Annotated in this window: 18 protein-coding genes; 8 read left to right on the top strand and 10 right to left on the bottom strand. The window is 65.3% G+C overall.

Annotated elements, in window-relative coordinates; all coding sequences use genetic code 11:
• Positions 1–2: 2 nt before the first annotated feature.
• Together waaA and hldE are read right to left on the bottom strand one after the other, a co-directional pair.
• Positions 3–1,259, bottom strand: coding sequence for a lipid IV(A) 3-deoxy-D-manno-octulosonic acid transferase (gene waaA, locus CKO35_RS04110; protein ID WP_200172937.1), 1,257 nt, complete (start codon positions 1,257–1,259; stop codon positions 3–5).
• A gap of 16 nt (positions 1,260–1,275) precedes the next feature.
• Complete coding sequence (gene hldE / locus CKO35_RS04105; RefSeq protein WP_200172935.1) at positions 1,276–2,700, bottom strand: bifunctional D-glycero-beta-D-manno-heptose-7-phosphate kinase/D-glycero-beta-D-manno-heptose 1-phosphate adenylyltransferase HldE; 1,425 nt, start codon at positions 2,698–2,700, stop codon at positions 1,276–1,278.
• A gap of 116 nt (positions 2,701–2,816) precedes the next feature.
• Between hldE and lpxL the strand changes: the two genes are divergently transcribed.
• Positions 2,817–3,737: an LpxL/LpxP family Kdo(2)-lipid IV(A) lauroyl/palmitoleoyl acyltransferase gene (gene lpxL / locus CKO35_RS04100; protein WP_200172933.1), complete on the top strand. Its 921-nt coding sequence runs from the start codon at positions 2,817–2,819 to the stop codon at positions 3,735–3,737.
• On the opposite strand, the gene CKO35_RS04095 is transcribed toward lpxL, so the two are convergent.
• From CKO35_RS04095 to CKO35_RS04085, 3 genes are read right to left on the bottom strand one after another with little or no spacing between them, the layout of a single operon-like run.
• Positions 3,731–5,227 carry an ArnT family glycosyltransferase gene (locus tag CKO35_RS04095; RefSeq protein ID WP_242467008.1) on the bottom strand — a complete coding sequence of 499 codons (1,497 nt, stop codon included), beginning with the start codon at positions 5,225–5,227 and terminating at the stop codon, positions 3,731–3,733. The two genes, lpxL and CKO35_RS04095, sit on opposite strands and share 7 nt — an antisense overlap.
• Positions 5,220–6,305, bottom strand: a complete 1,086-nt coding sequence (locus CKO35_RS04090; RefSeq protein WP_200172932.1) for a glycosyltransferase family 4 protein — start codon at positions 6,303–6,305, stop codon at positions 5,220–5,222. Before CKO35_RS04090 ends, CKO35_RS04095 begins: the two co-directional genes overlap by 8 nt.
• Positions 6,305–7,357 (bottom strand): glycosyltransferase family 9 protein, encoded by a 1,053-nt coding sequence (locus CKO35_RS04085; RefSeq protein ID WP_200172930.1) that lies wholly within the window; start codon positions 7,355–7,357, stop codon positions 6,305–6,307. The genes CKO35_RS04090 and CKO35_RS04085 overlap by 1 nt, the downstream gene beginning before the upstream one ends.
• A gap of 296 nt (positions 7,358–7,653) precedes the next feature.
• On the opposite strand from CKO35_RS04085, the gene rfbA reads away from it, so the two are divergent.
• Together rfbA and rfbC are read left to right on the top strand one after the other, a co-directional pair.
• The gene (gene rfbA / locus CKO35_RS04080; protein WP_200172928.1) at positions 7,654–8,535 is read left to right on the top strand and encodes a glucose-1-phosphate thymidylyltransferase RfbA; all 882 of its coding nucleotides are present in this window, start codon (positions 7,654–7,656) and stop codon (positions 8,533–8,535) included.
• Entirely contained in the window at positions 8,536–9,084 is a 549-nt protein-coding gene (gene rfbC, locus CKO35_RS04075; RefSeq protein ID WP_200172926.1) for a dTDP-4-dehydrorhamnose 3,5-epimerase, read from the top strand.
• A 21-nt stretch (positions 9,085–9,105) separates the two neighbouring features.
• Here rfbC and rfbD read toward each other — a convergent pair whose 3' ends face one another.
• Positions 9,106–9,990 (bottom strand): dTDP-4-dehydrorhamnose reductase, encoded by an 885-nt coding sequence (gene rfbD, locus CKO35_RS04070; RefSeq protein ID WP_200172924.1) that lies wholly within the window; start codon positions 9,988–9,990, stop codon positions 9,106–9,108.
• On the bottom strand, positions 9,987–11,066 hold the full coding sequence (rfbB, locus tag CKO35_RS04065) for a dTDP-glucose 4,6-dehydratase (RefSeq protein ID WP_200172922.1): 1,080 nt from the start codon (positions 11,064–11,066) through the stop codon (positions 9,987–9,989). Before rfbB ends, rfbD begins: the two co-directional genes overlap by 4 nt.
• Before the next feature lie 162 nt (positions 11,067–11,228).
• Here rfbB and CKO35_RS04060 point away from each other — a divergent pair, with 162 nt between their 5' ends.
• Both CKO35_RS04060 and CKO35_RS04055 read left to right on the top strand, forming a co-directional pair.
• Positions 11,229–12,377, top strand: coding sequence for a glycosyltransferase (locus CKO35_RS04060; protein WP_200172920.1), 1,149 nt, complete (start codon positions 11,229–11,231; stop codon positions 12,375–12,377).
• Entirely contained in the window at positions 12,374–13,015 is a 642-nt protein-coding gene (locus CKO35_RS04055) for a hypothetical protein (protein ID WP_200172919.1), read from the top strand. The genes CKO35_RS04060 and CKO35_RS04055 overlap by 4 nt, the downstream gene beginning before the upstream one ends.
• Here CKO35_RS04055 and CKO35_RS04050 read toward each other — a convergent pair.
• The gene (locus tag CKO35_RS04050; RefSeq protein ID WP_242467007.1) at positions 12,972–13,934 is read right to left on the bottom strand and encodes a glycosyltransferase family A protein; all 963 of its coding nucleotides are present in this window, start codon (positions 13,932–13,934) and stop codon (positions 12,972–12,974) included. The genes CKO35_RS04055 and CKO35_RS04050 overlap by 44 nt on opposite strands.
• A gap of 3 nt (positions 13,935–13,937) precedes the next feature.
• On the opposite strand from CKO35_RS04050, the gene CKO35_RS04045 reads away from it, so the two are divergent.
• Both CKO35_RS04045 and CKO35_RS04040 read left to right on the top strand, forming a co-directional pair.
• On the top strand, positions 13,938–14,669 hold the full coding sequence (locus tag CKO35_RS04045) for a hypothetical protein (RefSeq protein ID WP_200172917.1): 732 nt from the start codon (positions 13,938–13,940) through the stop codon (positions 14,667–14,669).
• Positions 14,662–15,411, top strand: a complete 750-nt coding sequence (locus CKO35_RS04040; protein WP_200172915.1) for a sulfotransferase family protein — start codon at positions 14,662–14,664, stop codon at positions 15,409–15,411. Before CKO35_RS04045 ends, CKO35_RS04040 begins: the two co-directional genes overlap by 8 nt.
• Here the strand turns inward: CKO35_RS04040 and CKO35_RS04035 are convergent.
• Positions 15,395–16,798, bottom strand: coding sequence for an O-antigen ligase family protein (locus tag CKO35_RS04035; protein ID WP_200172913.1), 1,404 nt, complete (start codon positions 16,796–16,798; stop codon positions 15,395–15,397). The two genes, CKO35_RS04040 and CKO35_RS04035, sit on opposite strands and share 17 nt — an antisense overlap.
• Positions 16,755–17,660 (bottom strand): glycosyltransferase family 2 protein, encoded by a 906-nt coding sequence (locus CKO35_RS04030; RefSeq protein ID WP_200172911.1) that lies wholly within the window; start codon positions 17,658–17,660, stop codon positions 16,755–16,757. The genes CKO35_RS04035 and CKO35_RS04030 overlap by 44 nt, the downstream gene beginning before the upstream one ends.
• Before the next feature lie 377 nt (positions 17,661–18,037).
• Here CKO35_RS04030 and CKO35_RS04025 point away from each other — a divergent pair, with 377 nt between their 5' ends.
• Positions 18,038–19,732, top strand: a complete 1,695-nt coding sequence (locus tag CKO35_RS04025; protein ID WP_200172909.1) for a hypothetical protein — start codon at positions 18,038–18,040, stop codon at positions 19,730–19,732.
• Positions 19,733–19,778: the final 46 nt, after the last annotated feature.

Below are 19,778 nucleotides of genomic sequence, written 5' to 3'. Positions count from 1 at the left end.
CTTCAAGAGGCCTGTTCCACCCAGTCCAGCACCCGCTCCACCGCACCCCGGTTTTCATCCAGCACCCGTCGGGCCGCCGTTGTCATGGCACGGCGGGCCGACGGGTCCGCCCACAGGGCCGATACCGCCTCCGCCAGCCCATCGGCATCCACCACCCGGCACATGCCCCCGGCCCGCTCCAGAGCCTGGTAGACCTCGGTGAAATTGAATACCTGCGGACCGGTCACCACCACCACCCCATGGGCGGCCGGCTCCAGTGGATTGTGCCCGCCGGTGGGCACCAGGCTGCCCCCCACGAAGGCCACCGAGGCCACTCCGTAGAGCTGCATCAGCTCTCCCATGGTATCCCCCAGCCACACGGCATCCCCGACCTTGGGCGGCAGGCCGGCACTGCGATGCATCACGGTGAAGCCCTGCGCCCGGCACAGGGCCGTCACGGCATCGAAACGCTCCGGATGGCGGGGCACCAGGATCAGCAGGGCCCCGGGCCACCGGGACAGCAGGTGCCGGTGCGCCGCCAGCACCTGTTCGTCCTCCCCCGCATGGGTACTGGCGGCAATCCACACCGGCCGCTCGCCCACCTGCGCGCGCAACGTCGCCGCGGCCTGGATCAGGTCATCGGACAGGGTCAGGTCATACTTGATGTTGCCGCTCACCCGCACCTGATCGGGCCGGGCACCCAGGGCCAGAAAACGGCGGGCATCCTCCTCCCCCCGGGCCGCGATCCCGGACACCTGAGCCAGGGTCTGCCGGACCAGGGGCCGGATGCGGGCATAGCCACGGGCAGAACGGGCCGACAGGCGGGCATTGACCACCATCACCGGGATGCCCCGGCGGGCACAGGCCCGATACAGGTTGGGCCACAGCTCGGTCTCCATCACCAGCAGCCGCTCGGGACGCGCCCGCGCCAGAAAGCGGGCCACCCCATCGGGCAGGTCATAGGGCAGATAACAGTGTTCCACCGAGTTCCCGAAACGACGGATCACCTCGGCGGAACCGGTGGGGGTGGTGGTGGTGATCAGGATGGCATGCCCGGGGAACCGCCGCCTCAGCCCCGCCACCAGCACTGCGGCGGCCGCCACCTCCCCCACCGAGACCGCGTGCACCCAGAGCCGGGGCCGATCCGGCAGGCGGGGCGCCCAGCCCAGGCGCTCCCCCCAGCGGTGACGATAATCCGGATTGGCGCGGCTGCGCAGGAGCAACCGCGCCAGCACCAGCGGCGTGATGAGATAGAGGATCAGGGAATAGAGTACGCGCATGCCGGTCAGAGGGTCGTCAGGTGCCCCGGATCCGGTCGATGACCCGGGTGGTGGACACCCCATCCAGGAACGGCAGCACTTCCACCCGGCCGCCCAGGGCACGGACATGGTCACCGCCCACGATCTCCTCGGGCCGGTAGTCCCCGCCCTTCACCAGCACGTCCGGCGACACGGCCCGGATCAGTCGCTCCGGCGTATCCTCCCGGAACGGCACCACCCAGTCCACCGAGGCCAGCCCCGCCAGCACCGCCATGCGTCGCTCCAGACCGTTCACCGGCCGCCCATGGCCCTTGAGACGGCGCACAGAGGCGTCATCATTCACCGCCACGATGAGACGATCCCCCAGACGCCGGGCCTGTTCCAGATAGGCCACATGTCCCGCATGGAGGATGTCGAAGCACCCGTTGGTCATCACCACCCGCTCCCCCTGGGCCCGGGCCTCCTGCACCGCCAGCAGCAGGTCCGCCTCCGACAGCAGGCTGCTCCAGCCTCCCTGATGCCCCCTGACCGCCGCCCGCAGCTCCGCCGGGGTCACGCAGCCGGTGCCCAGCTTGCCCACCACGATGCCCGCCGCCAGATTGGCCAGGGCCGCCGCCTGGGCCAGATCCTGTCCGGCCCCCAGGGCCGCCGCGATCACCGCGATCACCGTATCCCCCGCCCCGGTCACGTCATAGACCTCCCGGGCGCGGGTGGGCAGGTGCAAAGGGTCCCGTCCCGCCCGCAGCAGCAGCATGCCCCGCTCGCTCAGGGTGATGAGCAGGGCCTCCAGATCCAGATCCATCCGCAACCGTTCACCCCGACTGACCAGCAGATCGTCACGGGGACAAGATCCCACCACGGCCTCAAACTCGGCCAGGTTGGGGGTGAGCAGGGTGGCGCCCCGGTAGCGCTCGAAATCACGCCCCTTGGGATCCACCAGCACCGGCACCCGGGCCTCACGGGCCGTGCGGATCATGCGCGCCACCTCGGTCAGGGTCCCCTTGCCGTAATCCGACAGCACCACCACCGCCTGCCCGTCCAGATGCCCCGCCAGGCGATCCGGCAGGGACGCGGTATCCGCGGCCTCCAGGGACTGTTCGAAATCCAGGCGCAACAACTGCTGATGGCGGCTCAGGACCCGCAGCTTGGTGATGGTGGTCGCCCGGGACGAGCGGGCGAAATCACAGCTCACCCGGGCCTGGGCCAGGAGCCCTTCCAGGGCATGGCCGGCCTCGTCCTCGCCCACAATGCCCAGCAGCCGGGTCTGCACCCCCAGCCGGGCCAGGTTGACGGCCACGTTGGCCGCCCCGCCGGGACGTTCCTCGACCTCGTTCACGTGAACCACGGGCACCGGGGCCTCGGGGGAGATGCGGGCGGTGGCCCCGGACCAGTAGCGATCCAGCATGAGATCACCCACCACCATGATCCGGGCCTGTTCAAAGGCGGGCATGTGCAGATTCACGGCTTGACTACCTTGCAGAGGAAACCGGGGAGGGATCTTACCATGGGTCGGTCCATCGCCCTGCGGACACGAACCCATTTGCTACAATCCGCAACCCGCCCTCCGCAAACATCCCCATGGCCCGAAAACAGCCCCCCACCCACCCGTACCATCCCGTCCACTGGCCCATGTGGCTGGGCGTGGCCCTGTTCCGCACCCTGGTCCGGGTGCTGCCCTGGCACTGGCAGATCCGGACCGGCGAGACCCTGGGCGCCCTGCTCTACCCGCTGGCCCGGCGTCGGCGGCGGATCGCCGAGGTCAATATCGGGCTATGTTTTCCCGAGCTGGAGCCGGCTGCGCAAAAGGCCCTGGTCAAGGCCCATTTTCGCGCCATGGGCGCGGGCATCTTCGAGACCCCCCTGAGCTGGTGGGGCAGCGACCGGGCGCTTGAGGGACTGGCCCGGATCGAGGGACTGGAACACCTGCAACGGACACTGGAAAAAGGCAAGGGGGCACTGCTGCTGTCGGCCCACTTCACCACCCTGGAGCTGGCGGGACGCCTGCTCTGCGCCCATCAGGACTTTGCCGTGATGTACCGCCCCCACGAAAATCCGGTGATGGAACACTGCTTCCGGCAGAACCGGCAGACCCATTATCTGCGGGCCATCCGCCGCGACCAGGCCCGGGACGCCATCCGCGTCCTGAAGCAGGGCCAGGCCCTGTGGTACGCCCCGGACCAGGCCTTCAAGAACGGCAACGCGGTGATCGTCCCCTTCTTCGGTGTCCCCGCCGCCACCAATCCGGCCACCGCCCGCCTGGCGAAGATCAGCGGCGCCCCGGTCATCCCCTTCTTCGGCTACCGCCTGCCCGGCCGACAGGGCTACCGGCTGGTGATCGGCGAGCCCCTTGAAGACTTCCCCGGAGAGGATCCGGCCCAGGACGCCCGACGCATCAACGCCGTCATCGAGGCGGCCATCCGGGTGGCGCCGGAACAGTATTTCTGGACCCACCGGCGCTTCAAGTACAAGCGCAGCTGGGGATTACCGAAATACTATTGATTCACCCGGCAGTCCCCCTCCAGCGCCCCCGGCAGCACCACCACGCCCATCACCGGGCCTGCCCCCCCACCGGATTCCAGCCACCGGGGCATCAGGTTCCCGGTGGACAGGCCCAGTTCCGCCGTGAGCCAGTCCCCAAGCCGACCGGGGATCTGCCGCTGTCGGTCCGCGTCCCAGGCCACCAGCAGATCATCACCGGGTCTGCACCGCAGTCCGCCGGGATTCACCTCCGGGATCACGGCCTGACTCCGGGGCAGGCGAAAACGCAGATTGCCCGCCACAAAGGCCCGATCCCCCACGATCAGACCCTGGCTGAAGCCCAGATCCCGGATCTCGCTCACCCGCTCGTCAAAGGGGTAGACATGCCGATGCTGGGACTCCAGCACCGGCCAGGTCTGCACCCGCCAGGCCATCACCACCAGCACCAGCACGGGCACCAGCAGACAGACCGACAGATACGCCCGCACCCGGGCACGGCTCAGGGCCGCCGTGCCCATCATGGCGAACACGAACAGGGGAAAGACCAGCAGCAGGGGCAGCATCCAGCGGTCCTTGAAGTGGGACACCCCCAGCAGGGCCATCAGCACCAGCAGAGCCAACAGGATCCAGAGGTAGCGGTGGATGGGAAAGGCCGCCGGACCGCCCCGGCGCTTGAGCAGGGCACGGAAAAAATCCCGCCGGAACACCCCCCCCATGACCAGCAACAGCAATGCCAGGAAGCCCAGTACCGCCAGCACCAGGGAGCCCAGCCCGGACCAGGGCCAGAATCCACCCCCGAAATCCAGCTTGTCCAGGGACTGAGTGCCCAGATCCCGGCTGTGCCAGACCCACAGGGCGTGGGGCAGGATCACCAGCAACGCCACCAGGGCGCTCCACAGGATGCGCGGATGCAGCAGCAGGGACCGTCCCCGGGCACAGCTCAGCAGGGCCAGCCCGGCGGCGGCGGCGAACACCAGAAAGTTGTACTTGGACAACACCCCCAGCCCGAACAGCAGGCCGATCAGCAGGTAATGCCCCACATGGGGCCGGTCCAGCCAACGCAGCATCGCGTAAAAGGATGCGGCCGCCACCGTGGTCACCATCACCGAATGGGTCAGATCCCGCTGGGACTCCCAGGCCACCTGGGGGATCAGGAACAGGGACAGGGTGGCCAGCACCGCCAGCCGGACATCCCCCAACAGACGCCGGGCGGAGAGGAACACGAACAGCCAGGTGAGAAACAGCAGGGTGTTCTTGACCAGGCTCAGGGCCCACAGGTCCATGCCCAGCACCCGGAACGCCGCGGCCTGCAGCCAGGCATAGAGGGGGGGCTGCCCGGAATACCCGGCCAGCCACCACTGGGTCACGATGACCTGCTCGGCCTCGTCCAGCTCCAGCACCGCGGACCCGGTGGCGCGGATGATCACATGGAGGGTGAAATAGACCGCCAACCCCAGCAGCAGCCAGAAGCCCCAGTGTCGGCGTGGTTCTCCCATTGCGCCTTTATCCATGCACCAGTCCCTGATAGACCGCCAGATTTCCGGCCACCATGGCCTCCACGGAGAACCGCGCCGCCACCCGACGGCGACCGGCCTCCCCCAGGCGCCGCAGGGCCGACCGATCCCCCAGCAGATCAATCACCGCCCGTGCCAGGGCCGGGGCATCCCCCGGCGGCACCAGCACACCGGCCTCGTCATCGCCGATGATCTCGGGCACGCCGCCCGCCCGGGTCCCCACCAGGGGCACCCCCGCGGCGGCGGCCTGCAGCAGGGAGACCCCCAGCCCCTCCATGTCCGCCGGATGCACCACCAGATCCAGACAGGGCAGGATGCGTTCCAGGTCATCCCGGAACCCCATCAGACGCACCTGCCCCGTCAGCCCCATGTCCTCGATCCGCGCCCTGAGCTGGGCTTCCAGCGGCCCCTGACCGAATAGCAGCAGCCGCACCTCGGGATGGGCCGCCAGGATCGCCGGCGCCGCCGTCAACAGATGACGATGCCCCTTGCGGGTAATCAACTGGGCAATCACCCCCACCGCCCGCTCACCGGGCGCAAGGCCGCAGGCGGCCTGGAACCCTTCCCGGTCACACGCCCCCTGCCAGGCATTCATATCCACCGCGCTGGGCACGCAGACCACCCGTTCAGGGGACACGCCTTCCGCCAGCAGCACTTGCCGGATCGCTTCCGAGATGGTGATGACCCGGTCGAACAGACGGTACTTCAACCGCGCCCACGGGGCCGGCTCCGGATTATCCACCCGCCGGGACAGCACCACCGGCACCCCGACCCGCCGGGCCGCGATCCCCCCCAGCACATCAGCTCCGCGACGACTGTGCAGATGCACCAGATCCGGCCGGGTCTCCCGGATCACGCGCTTCAAGCGACCCACGAAGCCCAGATCCAGATCCCCTCCCATGGGCACCTCATGGACCGCCTCGCAAAAAGCCGCCGAGGCCCCGGCAATGGCCGCCCCCGAAGGGCACACCAGCACATTGGCGACCCCCCGGGCCGACAGCCCTTCCAGCAGGTAACGGACCTGCAGCGCGCCGCCATAAAGATGGCGGCCGGTCTCCACATGCAGGATACGCATCAGGACGACTCCTTGATCGGCGTTGTCGGCAACAACCGCTCCACCTCTGTCATGACTTCATCCACCGAGATGCCCGTCAGGCAATCAAAACGCCCGTCGCAAGTGGGATTGCGTCGGCAGGGGGCACAGGGCAGGTCGTGGTAGATCACCACTGTGTTGTCCCGCCCGGTGTCCAGGTAGGGACAGGTGGACCCGAACAGGGCCACCGTGGGGACGTCGAAGGCCGGTCCCATGTGGGTCAGCCCCGTGTCCACCCCCACCAGCAGCCCGGCCCGGCGGATCACGGCCGCCGCCTGGGTCAGGGAGGTCTGCCCCACCCGGTTGTCCACCGCCGCACCGGCCAGGGCCTGAATCCGGTCGGCGGCCTCCCTGTCATCGCCCCCCCCCAACAACACCATGGGCTGTCCCAGTGCCTGATGAATGCGCCGGGCCAGTTCCGCCCAGGCGGCCTCCACCCAGTGTTTCTGTGGCCGGGTGGTGAACGGACAGCCCACCACATAGCCCCGAACACCCTGGGCCTCGGCCACCTGGCACCCCACGGCCTCATCCTCCGGGCGCAGCCCCACCTGCATGAAGAAGGCACCCGGCTCAAGCCCCAGCGCCTGGGCCAGATACCGGTATTCCGAACCGATGCGACGGGGGTCGCCACCCCGGGGCACCACCCGGGTCATGAACACCCCGCTGCCCTCCCGGGACCCCAGTCCCACCCGCTCCCGCGCCCCCGACAGGCGGGTGAGCAGACCGCTTTTCAAAAGCCCCTGCAGATCCACCGCCATATCGTAAGGCTCGGCCCGCAGTTCCCGGACAAACCGGACCACCTCCCGCCCCAGACGGATCCACCGCAAGCGGCGGAACAGGGATCGCCACTGAGCCTTGGGCCAGACCACCACCCGGTCCACCTGGGGATGCCGGGACACCAGCCCCGCCACCTGGGGCTCCACCAGCCAGGTGATGCGCACATCGGGCCAGGCGGCGCGGAACACGGCCGGCAGCGGCGAGGCCATCACCACGTCGCCGATGGCGGAGAGACGAATGATCAGCAGGGACTGCATCGAAGATTCCAAAATGGGAGCGACAGCATTTTACCCCAGCCGCGGGGGTGGTGTTTTCCCGGAGCGGCGTGCCGGACAAGGAAGGCCGGAGAGCGGGGCTTCGTCATTCCCGTGCATGCGGGAATCCAGTCACGGAACCTCCCCATGGACTCCCGCTTTCGCGGGAGTGACGGGCTGGGGGGCACTCGCGGGAGTGACGGGGTGGGAGGCGCTTCCGGGCAGCACATCTGCCATACCTCACAAGTGAAAAGACACCGCTTTGCTATAATGCCCCTTTTCCGAAAGGAATCTCTCCCATGCACAGAAAGGGCATCATCCTGGCGGGTGGCTCCGGCACCCGCCTGCATCCCGCCACCCTGGCCGTTTCCAAGCAGCTCCTGCCGGTCTACGACAAACCGATGATCTACTACCCCCTGAGCGTGCTGCTGCTGGCGGGCATCCGGGACATCCTGATCATCTCCACCCCCCAGGACACCCCCCGTTTCACCCAGCTCCTGGGGGACGGCAGTCAATGGGGCATTCACCTGGAATATGCCGTACAGCTCAGCCCCGACGGACTGGCCCAGGCCTTCACCATCGGCGAGGATTTCATCGGCAACAACCACTGCGCACTGGTCCTGGGGGACAACATCTTTCACGGCCACAACCTGCCGCCCATGCTGAAAAGCGCCATGGACAGACAGTCCGGCGCCACCGTCTTTGCGTACCATGTGCAGGACCCCGAACGCTACGGGGTGGTGGCCTTCGACCAGGATCGCAAGGTACTGTCACTGGAAGAAAAACCCGCCCGCCCCAGATCCAGCTACGCCGTCACCGGACTGTACTTCTACGACACCCGGGTGGTGGACATGGCGCGGGAACTTCGCCCCTCTCCCCGGGGAGAACTGGAAATCACCGATCTGAACCGGCTGTACCTGGAACAGAACGACCTGCACGTGGAAATCATGGGACGGGGCTATGCCTGGCTGGATACCGGCACCCATGACAGCCTGCTGGAGGCCGGTCAGTTCATCGCCGCCATCGAACACCGGCAGGGGCTCAAGGTCTGCTGCCCGGAGGAGATCTGCTACCGGGCCGGCTGGATCGATGCCGGGCAACTGGAACAACTGGCGACCCCCCTGGCCAAGACCGGCTACGGCCGCTACCTGCTGAATCTGCTCAAGGAACAGGTGTACTGAATGCACGCACAACCCCTGGCCATACCCGACGTGGTGCTGTTCACCCCCCGTGTCTTCGGAGACGAGCGGGGCTTCTTCTTCGAGAGCTTCAACGCCCGTGCCTTCGAGCAGGCCACGGGAATCCGCCCCGACTTCGTGCAGGACAATCATTCCCGTTCGGCCCGGGGGGTGTTGCGGGGACTGCACTACCAGCTTCCCCCCCATGCCCAGGGCAAGCTGGTGCGGGTGGTGCAGGGAGAAGTCTTCGACGTAGCCGTGGACATCCGCCGCAACTCCCCCACCTTCGGCCAGTGGGTGGGCGCCACCCTGTCGGCGGAAAACAGACAGCAGCTATGGATTCCGGAAGGCTTTGCCCACGGCTTCATCACGCTGAGCGAATCCGCCGAATTCCTGTACAAGACCACGAACTTCTACGCCCCCGGCAGTGAGCGTTGCATTGCCTGGGACGACCCCGTCCTGGGCATCCAGTGGCCCTTCGAAGCCAGCCCCAGCCTCTCCGACAAGGACCGCCAGGGCCTGTCCCTGGACCAGGCGGACCTGTTCGACTAAGCCCGATCCCGGCGGCGGACTTCAGGCCCCCAGATACTCCCGCAGGGTCAGCCGCAGTTGCGGCTCCCAATGGGGCAACGTGATGCCAAGATCCTGTTCCAGCCGTTCCACCGCGAGCCGGGAGTTGCCGGGCCGGCGGGCGGGGGTGGGATACTCACTGCCGGGAATGGCCTGGACCTGCTGGTCCGTCAGCCGCAGCGGCACCTGGGCCCGGGCCGCCTGACGGAATATCTCGCAGGCAAACCCGTGCCAGCTGGTCTCCCCCCGGCAGGCCAGATGGTAAAGACCCTCGATCCCCTGCCCCAGACGCAGCCGGTAGACCGCCAGGGCCGTCACCTGGGCAATCAGACGGGCCGGCGTCGGCGCTCCCACCTGATCGCCGACCACCTTGAGGGCATCCCGCTCCTGACCCAGTTGCAGCATGGTCTTCATGAAATTCCGGCCACGGGCACCATAGACCCAGCAGGTGCGGAAGATCAGGTGCCGGGCACCGCTGCCCATCACCGCCTCGTCCCCGGCCAGCTTGCTTTCCCCATAGACCGACAACGGCCCGGTGGGGCTGTCCTCCCGCCAGGGCGAATCACCATCGCCGGGATAGACATAATCGGTGGAATAATGGATCAGCGGGATCCCGGCCACCGCCGCAAAACGGGCAAGCTGGGCCGGCAGTTCGGCGTTCAGGCGAAAGGCCGATTCCCGATGCGTCTCGGCCGCATCCACCGCCGTCCACGCCGCCCCATTGACGATCAGTTCCGGCCTGACCGCGCGAAACACCCCCGCCAGGGCATCCGGGTCCGCCAGGTCCACCTGCTCCCGGGTGGGGGCGATCAGTTCCCCCAGCGGTGACAATGCCCGCAGCAGCTCAAACCCCACCTGACCGCCGGCGCCCAATACCAGAATATTCATACCCGCGTCCCCAGTCGTTCGCCCTGATAGCTGCCATCCAGCACATGCCGCCACCAGTCCCGGTTATCCAGATACCACCGCACCGTCTTGCGCAGCCCCGTGTCGAAGGTCTCCCGGGGAGTCCAGCCCAGTTCCCGCTGGATCTTGCCCGCATCGATGGCATAGCGCAGATCGTGACCGGGACGGTCCCGCACGAAGGTGATCAGGTCCCGATAGTGGGCAAAATCCCGGCCGGAGGGCGGCACCATTTCCTGCAGCAGGTCACACAGGGCCCTCACCACTTCCAGATTGGTCTTCTCGTTATGGCCGCCGATGTTGTAGGTCTCCCCCACCCGCCCCTGCGTCGCCACCAGGATCAGGGCGCGGGCATGATCCTCCACATAGAGCCAGTCGCGGATCTGGCCGCCATCGCCGTAAACGGGCAGCGGCTTGCCCGCCAGTCCGTTCAGGATCATCAGCGGGATCAGCTTCTCGGGGAAATGACAGGGGCCGTAATTGTTGCTGCAGTTGGTGACCACCACCGGCAGACCGTAGGTCCGGCACCAGGCCCGCACCAGATGGTCGGAAGCGGCCTTGCTGGCCGAATACGGGGAGCTGGGCGCATAGGGCGTGGTCTCGGTGAACAGCCCTTCCGGCCCCTCCAGATCACCGTAAACCTCGTCGGTGGACACATGATGGAACCGGAAACCCTCCGCCCTGGCCGGCTGACGGTCCCGCAGGCCTCTCCAGTAGGCCCTGGCGGCCTCCAGCAGCGCATAGGTGCCCACCACATTGGTCCGGATGAAGTCGTCGGGTCCGTCGATGGACCGGTCCACGTGACTTTCCGCCGCCAGATGCATGACCACATCCGGCTGGAAGGTCTCGAAGACCCTGTCCATGGCCTCCCGGTCACAGATATCCGCCCGGACAAAGTGATAACGGTCACTGCCGGTAACACAGGCCAGCGATTCAAGATTGCCCGCATAGGTCAGCTTGTCCACATTCACCAGACGATGTTCCGTCTGCTGAATCAGTTCACGGACCACGGCGGAGCCGATGAAACCGGCACCGCCGGTGATGAGGAATGTCTTGCTCATGGAAGCCGTCACGAATCGGGTAAAGGTTACGGGTCCGGGTCCGGACATGAATGCACAGGTTACAGACATGGAAAGGATAACGCATCAGGGTTTCCTGCCTTGCCACCTGCCGGCGGACACGGACTATAATGGTCGATTGCTTCGCGCCACCACCCTCCTTGCATGCATCCCCCCGCCCCCACCGTCATCCTGTTCTCCACCGACCTGAACGGCGGCATCGGGCGCAACCTGCTGAATCTGGCCGGCGCCTTCGATGCCATGGGCATCCGCTGCCGGGTCCTGCTGGAAAGGGAGGAAGGCCCCTACCTGGAGCAGATCGGGCAATACGCCGGGATCGACACCCTGCCCACCACCCATGCCCTGCTGGGGGTTCCCGCGCTGGCCCGATACCTCCGACGGCACCGTCCCGACGCCATGCTCACCCCCAATGTCCGGCTCACGGTGCTGAGCCTGCGGGCCAGACGTCTCTCCGGCCACGCCTGCCGGATTGCCGTCAACGTCCACAACACCTATTCCCGCACCTTCAGCCGCCTGCCCGTTCACAAGCGGGAGCGGCGCATCCGGCGCATCGCCACCCACTACGCCCGGACCGATGCCGTCATCGCCGTCTCGCGCGGGGTCGCCGATGACCTTGCCGAACTCACCGGTCTGGCACGATCCGCCATCCAGGTCATCTACAACCCGGTCGTCACCCCGTCCCTGGCAAGCATGGCACGGGCCGCAGCCACGGACGTCTGGCTCGACGACGACGGGCCGCCGGTGATACTCGCGGTGGGGCGACTGGAACCCCAGAAAGGGTTGATGAACCTGATCGAGGCCTTCGAGCAACTCTGCCGGCAACGCCCCTGTCGCCTGCTGATACTGGGCGAGGGCAGCGAACGCGACGCCCTGACCCGACGCATCCAGGCATCCCCCGCGCGGGCCGGCATCAGGCTCCCGGGCAACACTGATAACCCCTATGCCTGCATGGCCAGGGCAAGCCTGCTGGTGCTCAGTTCCACCTGGGAAGGCTTCGGCAACGTGCTGGTGGAAGCCATGGCCTGCGGCACCCCGGTGGTGGCCACCGACTGCCCCCACGGCCCACGGGAAATCCTTGAGGAAGGCCGCCTCGGCTCCCTGGTCCCCATGAACGACCCCGCCGCCCTGGCAACGGCCATGGGCCATGCCCTGGACACCCCCATCGCCCCCGGCGTCCTGCAAGCGGCGGCCCAGGCCTACCGTAGCGACAGGATCGCCCGGGCCTATCTGGAACAATTGCTGCCCCATGAATACCGGGGCACCACCCCATCGACCGGCAAGGAACCGGAATGACGCAGTGGCTCTCCCGACTTCCCGCGGGCCTGCAGGCACGACGCGGCTTCAGGCTGTGGCTTCCACCCCGACGCATCCTCTACCCGAAGACCCGATCGGAGTGGCCGGGATATGTGAAACACTGGCCCCTGCTCGGCTGCCCGGGCCGCTGGGACCGGTTCGATCACCTGCATCCTCCGTTCCGGGAACAGGAACTGCGGGAGATCCTGCTCGAACAGGTGGATTTCAGGGCGACCAGAAGCTACGCAAGACTCAGGCATGAACTGGAGACGATGGGCCGGACACGCTTTCCCCGCTGTGAGTCGCCCCAGGAGATCGAGGCCTATTTCAAGGGCCTCAGACGACTCTACGAAAGCATGCGCGACCATGGCTACCAGCCATCGGAAGTGATGGGGGCCAAGGGAGATATTGATGTCAGGATCAGCCGCAAGGGAGAACTGCTCAAATGCGGCCAGGGAACCCATCGGCTCGCCGTCGCCAGAATCCTGGGCCTTCCCCGCATACTGGTGCGCGTGGACCTGATACACACCGGTTTTCTGAGACGGCTCGGCAACCCGGCGGCAGCCGACCTAAAACCACGCATGATCGACTATTTCAGCGATAGCGGCGCATCTTCACCCGATCTCCCAGAAAATTGACGCCACCCCGCAACAGGGCCCGCAGCCATAGCGTGCGCTCGGGCACTTCCCGCCATTGCGCCGCAAGGCCCTGCCCCGCATGCAGGCCATAGCGTACATACTCGGAATAGTGCCGCACACGCTCCCCGCGGCAGAGATACGCCTGATGGTTCAGGACATCATCCCGCCAATAGGCAAACAGGCCCCGGGTATTCTTCAGACGCCGCCGTGACGCCGATGCGGTCAATCCATCCCTGGCAAAATCCACCACCTGCACGACCTGATTGATGAAACGCATCTTGTGACGATGGGCGATCCGCTTCCAGATAAAGCTGGGGCGCACGTGGGTCTCACCCGCAAAAACGGGATAGGGAAACGCCCTGAGCACATCCACCCGCAGGGCGCTGCGCTTTTCGCCACCCACACCATGGCGCCCCCGCAGTTCCAGGTAATCCCCGTCAAACACATCCCGCGGATAAGGCTGGCCATGCAACACGCCCGCACTGGTGATGCACAGCCCCTCCACGCCCGCGAAGACCGCACGCCGGGACTCCGGCAGATCACGCCAGGCACCGGCCAGTTTTTCCAGGGCATCGGGCAACAGCACGTCATCGGAATCCAGCACCATCAGCAATTCGCCCCGGGCCAGGGATACCGCGTGATTATGGGCCACATGTTTGCCGCCATTGTCCTGGCGCACATACCTCAGGGGCACCGAATGCCGCGACGACCAGTCGGACACCACCTGCGAGGTATCATCGTCCGAACCATCGTCCACCACGATGATTTCCCAGGAGCCGAAGGTCTGAACTGATATACTGTCCAGCGCATTCCCGATCACATGGCCCCGGTTGTGCGCCGGTATGAAAATGGTGAACAGCGGCTCTGCCATGGCGGCAACCTCGATGGGCTCGGCAATCACGCCTGCAACATGAATCAAGACTTGAACCGCCAGACGCGTCCCACACCCCTCCCACTGACCACCCGGTTGCCCGGTGCGTGCTGGGTACGCATGAGAATCGGCTCGGGGAGGCGGCTGGAGTCCCTGCTGGAATATCCAGCCATGACCTGCTACTTCCCGGAAACCACGCTGATCGAGGTAAACCCCGGCATGATCCGTCGGCGCCTGGTCAAGGCTGGCGACCTGCCCAGAAACAGAAGGAAAAAATTCTTTCTGAGGGATGAAGACCACTGGGACGTGGCGGAATTTTCCGAATCATACCAATACCGGCTGATCAAGGAAATCTGGCACCATCGGGACGACCTGGGTGCCGCCCCCCTTTACCAGTCCTTGCTGGAAGACATCCAACGGGGTGACGGCTTCCAGCGCGGGGGCCGCCAGCGCTTTGCCCTGACGGACGAAGCCGCCCTGATCCACTACATGACCACTTACCTGGACATCATGCGCGATATCGCTGAAAACGGCTATCGGGCGGATGCCGGGCCGGACGAGCTTGGCGTTGCCATCGCCGGCGATGGCGAACTGATGAAATACTCCAGCGGCAAACACCGACTGGCCATGGCCCAGGTCCTTGGCATCCCGCGAATCCCGGTACGGATCTGCCGTATCCATCAGGGCTGGTGGCGCACGCACACCCCCGACCCCTCGGAACCGGTGCCGCAGGCCCTGGCGCGCGTCCTGGCCGGACATTCAGGAGACACCACGGATGCTTGACCTGCCCAAGGCCCTGCTTCTCGGGCAGCGCCCCTTCTACCGACGCTTTCCCGCCAACGGCCTGCGTACCCTGCAACAGATCGACCAGCGGATTGCCGTGGACCGCGAGCGGTCCTTCATCTACTTCCGCATCCCCAAGGCCGCAAACTCCAGCATGGTACGCCTGCTCACCGACGATGGCCGGGGCGACTACTGCTCACGCACGGGCAAGCGCTCCTTCCTCCGGGCCAGCGCGCTGACCCGTGAGGAAGTGATGAACCTCAATGATCGCTTCTTCCTGTTCACCGTCACCCGGGAACCCTATTCCCGGCTGCTCTCCGCCTACCTGGACAAGATCGTCAACGGCAAAAGAAGATCCCGGGCCGAGAAGGCCCTGGGCAAGGCCGCGGGGGAAGCCATCGGTTTTACTGAATTCTGTGAATACCTCGCGGCCGGCGGCATCGGTGAAGACCCCCACTGGTATCCCCAGGACTGGTTCATACCCTGCGACCTTTCACTCCTCCATCACGTGGGACGGATGGACACCCTCGCCCAAGACATCGACACCATCATGCGGCACATCGACCCCAGCCGTGACCCGGAGCGCATCGGCGCCCAACGGGATCACCGCACCAATGCCCATGAACACCTCGGGACCCATTACACCCGGGACAGCGCACGGATCGTGGCCCGCCTTTATTCACGGGACTTCCAGCGCTTTGGTTACGACCCGGAGCCCGGCTGGCTCAAGGATATCGACTGAGCCCCGCCAGCTGTTCCCGCCTGGCAGAGGCCAGCACGCCAAGAGAATACGCAGCCCCCAACACCAGCAAGGTGAAATTCCGGTAATCCCAGCGGATGATCCGGATATCGGCCATGCCCCATACCAGGGAAAACAGGAAAACCCCCAGGAAAAAATAATACCAGTCCACCGCAATGGTCCCCTGAACATAGCCACGCCACAGGGCGTGCATCACCAGGGACAGGATGGCCATGATCAGCCCCAGCCCCAGCAGGCCGAAACGCAGCAGGATCTCCAGCACGATATTGTGGTAATGGGGAGCCACATACGCCCCGGTGAACAGCCCCGTCTGCTGAATCAGATAGGCCTGCGATCCCGCGCCCCAGCCAAACCAGGGACTCTCCAGCCACTGATTCACACCATGATGGTAGAGATGAATCCTTGCGCCGACGGAGGTGATGGGCACCTGGGAGATGTCCCCCGTCAGCAGGGCGGCGTAGACCTCCCATTCAGCGGAGAGCCGGGCAAGCAAGGCATCGTGGGCCGGCAGCACGGCAATGGCGGACAAGAGAGATGCCAACACCACGGCCACCAGCAGATACCCCCGGCCCATGGCCCAGCGGGATTGCTGAAGTCGCCGGAAGTACATGAACAGAACAGGGGGAAAGACGACCAGCATGGCCAGCCAGGTACCCCGCGACTGCCCCACCAGAATCCCCACCAGGCATATCAGGGCCACCACCACCAGACCCGCCGCCGTCAATCCGCCCAGGGGATATGAACCGGCGCCACGCACCAGCCGCGGAGAGAACAGGATCACCCCCAACAGGATCACCGCCAGATAGGCACTGAAGGAAATATGCCAAAGGCCGAACCCCCAGGGCGGCATCCCCACGCCAAGCCAGTCACCCAGATCCTGCCAGGGGGTATTGTTCAGCATCCGCCAGATCCCCCCCAGGCAAAAAAGCCCGAAGGCCACCAGAATCCGTCGGCCCGAACCGCCGAGCCACCACGCCACGACCGGCAGCAGCACCAGATATCCCCACTGTTTTGCCTGCCACCACTGATGATCGGCGGTATCAGGGAATATCCTGGCGGCCACCGTCGCGCTGACCAGAAGATAGACGCCGCACAGCAGCACGATCCAGAAAACCGGGTCACGGCGGATGCAGGGCCAGACCGTCCGCAACGATGCCATCCAGGCACACAGCATCAGGAAAAGCCCGAAGGCAGCTCCGCTGACACCGGTGATCGCCATCAGGGAAAAGCAGTAAAGGCCGGAAACCCCTACACGTTCCACGGTACCGGAGAGGGACAGACGCATTCGATCATCCAGAGAATTGATCAGGGCGGTCAGGCGAGCATCAACGGCGCACCCGGAGGGGGCCGCCGCGTCCCATGGCGCCATGCCACAGGCCCAGGCTCATCATGCGGAAATGCGCCAGACGATCACGGGTCAGCAGGCTGTAGAAGACGTATTTGACCAGCAGACGCCAGGCATCCAGCAACTTCCAGTTGAGCGGAATACCGGCCTGCCTGTAGAGCAGCAGCGCATTGCGGCAGAAATAGTAGTGCCGCCGGGGGCTGCGGGCGGCCACGGAACGCCCCATGAAATGGATGGGATCATCCCCCAGCCGGTGGGTCATGCGTGCATCACAGACACCGAAGGACAGCAGACCCGACCCGGCGGCCCGCAATCCCCATTCCACATCGACATAATCGATGAACAGCTCATCACGCATGAGACCGACGGTCTCGATCGCTTCCCGGGGCAGGAGACAGCCCGACGAGATCACGTAGTCCACGGCCACGACCTTCTCCGGACCATCGCAGGCGACCCTCACCAGACGCCGGCCCTCGGAACGAATGAACGGCGTGTTCCGACTCAGCCGCTCGTCCACGTAGCGAGGCCCCAGGGCGGCAACGCCAACACCCCGCTGCAGACAGTCCTGCCAGGCGGCCAGCAGGCGGGACACCATGTCCGGGGCCGGCACACTGTCCTGATCCATCAGCAGCACGGCGTCGGATCCCTGCTGCAGGGCCCAGGTCAGGCCGTGATTCTGCGCCGCCGCCACCCCCTGATTCCAGCCCAGCTCCAGCAGGGTGACATCATCATGGCCCATTTCTGCGAGCATCCCGCCCACATCCGCAGTGGAACCGTTATCCACCACCACGACCCCGGCCACCTGGGGACACAGGCTGTCGAGCAACCGCCCAAGCATCGCCGCGTCCGGCTCATAGGTCACGATGACCGAGACCACCTTCTTCATTCATATCCCCATCTCATGCCATCATGGTCAGGGCCGCCCCCGGACAAGGGGGGCTCTGCCCTGAAAGCATCGGGGCAGTATACGTGAAACCATCCGGACGCGGGCAGCCCCAACGGAAAATGCCATCTCAATCACCTGGGCCGAATGTTCATGGAATGAACCAGCGCGATAGTTCAAACCCAGCCCGCCAAAGGATCCGGCGCCTCATCCATCCCGGAAGCCCGGGTAACCCTGCAAACCCGCGGCAGGTGTATCATGCCCCGCGTGCCGGAACAGACACCGGCCGGTGAACAGGCGAACCCTCTACCGAAGCGCTTAAAAAATCAATGAATCTCTATTGTGAAACAGCGGCATTTGCCCGCTGGCTGTACCGTGCAATGAAGACCTTCCTGCGCATCAGGCCGGCGGTCACCCTGGGCGTGGTGATCTCCGTCACCCTGGGACGCATCACCTCACTGTTCTCCTTTTTCCTGCCACTCAAGGTCATCCTGCTGGCCAGTGTCGAGGGCGTGCCCGGCTACTACCAGAATTTCATGCAGCCCGACACCAAGCTGTACTGGATCATCGGCCTGGCCATTGCTTCCATACTGCTGTACGTGATCACCCTTCTGCTGGATGTCGCCGCCAAGCGTCTCTGCCTGATCGGTAGCCGCGATGTCATGCGCGGCGCCAACAAGATCGCCGTGATCACCAATCAGGACATTGAGGGACAAACCCACTATGAAAGGGCCTGCAAGACTGCGGCAAACGGCCTTTTCATCCTGGGTGGCTTCGGCCTGGGGCTACTCATCAAGGCGGACCTGTTTCTCACCCTGCTGCTGCTGGTCATCGCTCAGTTTGCTTTCACCGCGGTGGCCCTCTCCGGTAACGACACCCCGCCGATACACCGCCTTGGCCGATTCGTCAGGGAAAGCCTGGGCTCCCATCTCAAGCTGATGTCCTCCATCATCTTCATGGTGGCGTTCATATTTCTGCTGCTGCCCTTCATCAGCCCATCCCCCGTGCAGGGGGGACACATCCTCGGTGCCATTCTTTCCATCATCCTCATTCGGCAATGCCTTGGCATCGCCGACATGACCCTGAACGACGCCGTCCGTCTCGCCAACAATCGAGACAAGATCAACGCACTGATCTTCCATGACGCACCCTATGATGCCCCGGAGCACAAGAACCTCAAGACACTCAGGTCCCTGTTCCAGCAACAGGAGCGGGCACGCATGGTACACAGGGAACTGACCCGAAAGGGCATGACCGTGGCCGATCTGAACGTGCACTGGCATGATCAAAGTCCGGGCGGCCTCTCCTGCTTCCATGTCCGGTACCAGGAAACCGCCGACGGCCCCGTCCATCACCACCAGTTGCAGGTATTCCCCCAGGAGCACCGTCGCCAACTGCTGAACGAAGAATTCCTGTTCGCCAACATTCCCAGGGAAAGGCTCAAGGCCCCGGAAGTGATCGCCCTGTTTGAAGAGTCGCCCTTTGAATGCCAGATCTGCCGGGCGGGAACAGGCACCTCACTCACCCAGTCGGAATGGCATGAGAGGCAGGCGGACATCCTTGGCCTTTATTGGTCCATCATGCCGCCGCACCCGCTGGTCAAGGGGTTCAGTGCCTCGCGAAGACTCCCCCACGACCGCCTCGGCAACGGACTCATCGAGCGACTTCGCATTGCCATCGACACCCCCGAGGAGGCCTCGGTGCTTAAAAACTTCGAGGCCAGCCTACCGGAAATCACCGACCGGCTCCGTAACATACCGCTCTACGTGTCCAACCCCGACCTCAGCCCGGGGCATGTCATCAAGACCGAAGATGGGGACATCCTCGTCATGTACTGGGGGCGCTGGAGCCTGGAACCCATGGGGGCTTCTCTGCCCGGGTCCATCAAGGGGGAGCAACTCGACGCAATTCTGGACGAGGTCAGGACGCTACGCCCGGACGTGTCCGAACACTTCAACCGCAAGGATCTGCTGTTCGTGCAACAATGTCTCGCCGTAGAACGGGAAATCAACGCCGCCCGCTACAAGGCGGCACTCCAGCGGATGAAGGACCTCATCGACACCCCTGGTCCATGACACAAAGATCCTGCAGAACAGCCCTTCAAGACAGGCACCGCAACGA

Origin of the sequence: Ectothiorhodospira shaposhnikovii, assembly GCF_016584105.1 — a bacterium.
Classification (GTDB): domain Bacteria; phylum Pseudomonadota; class Gammaproteobacteria; order Ectothiorhodospirales; family Ectothiorhodospiraceae; genus Ectothiorhodospira; species Ectothiorhodospira shaposhnikovii.
Note: the sequence above shows the minus strand (reverse complement) of the source record. Positions and strands in the feature narration are given on the sequence as shown.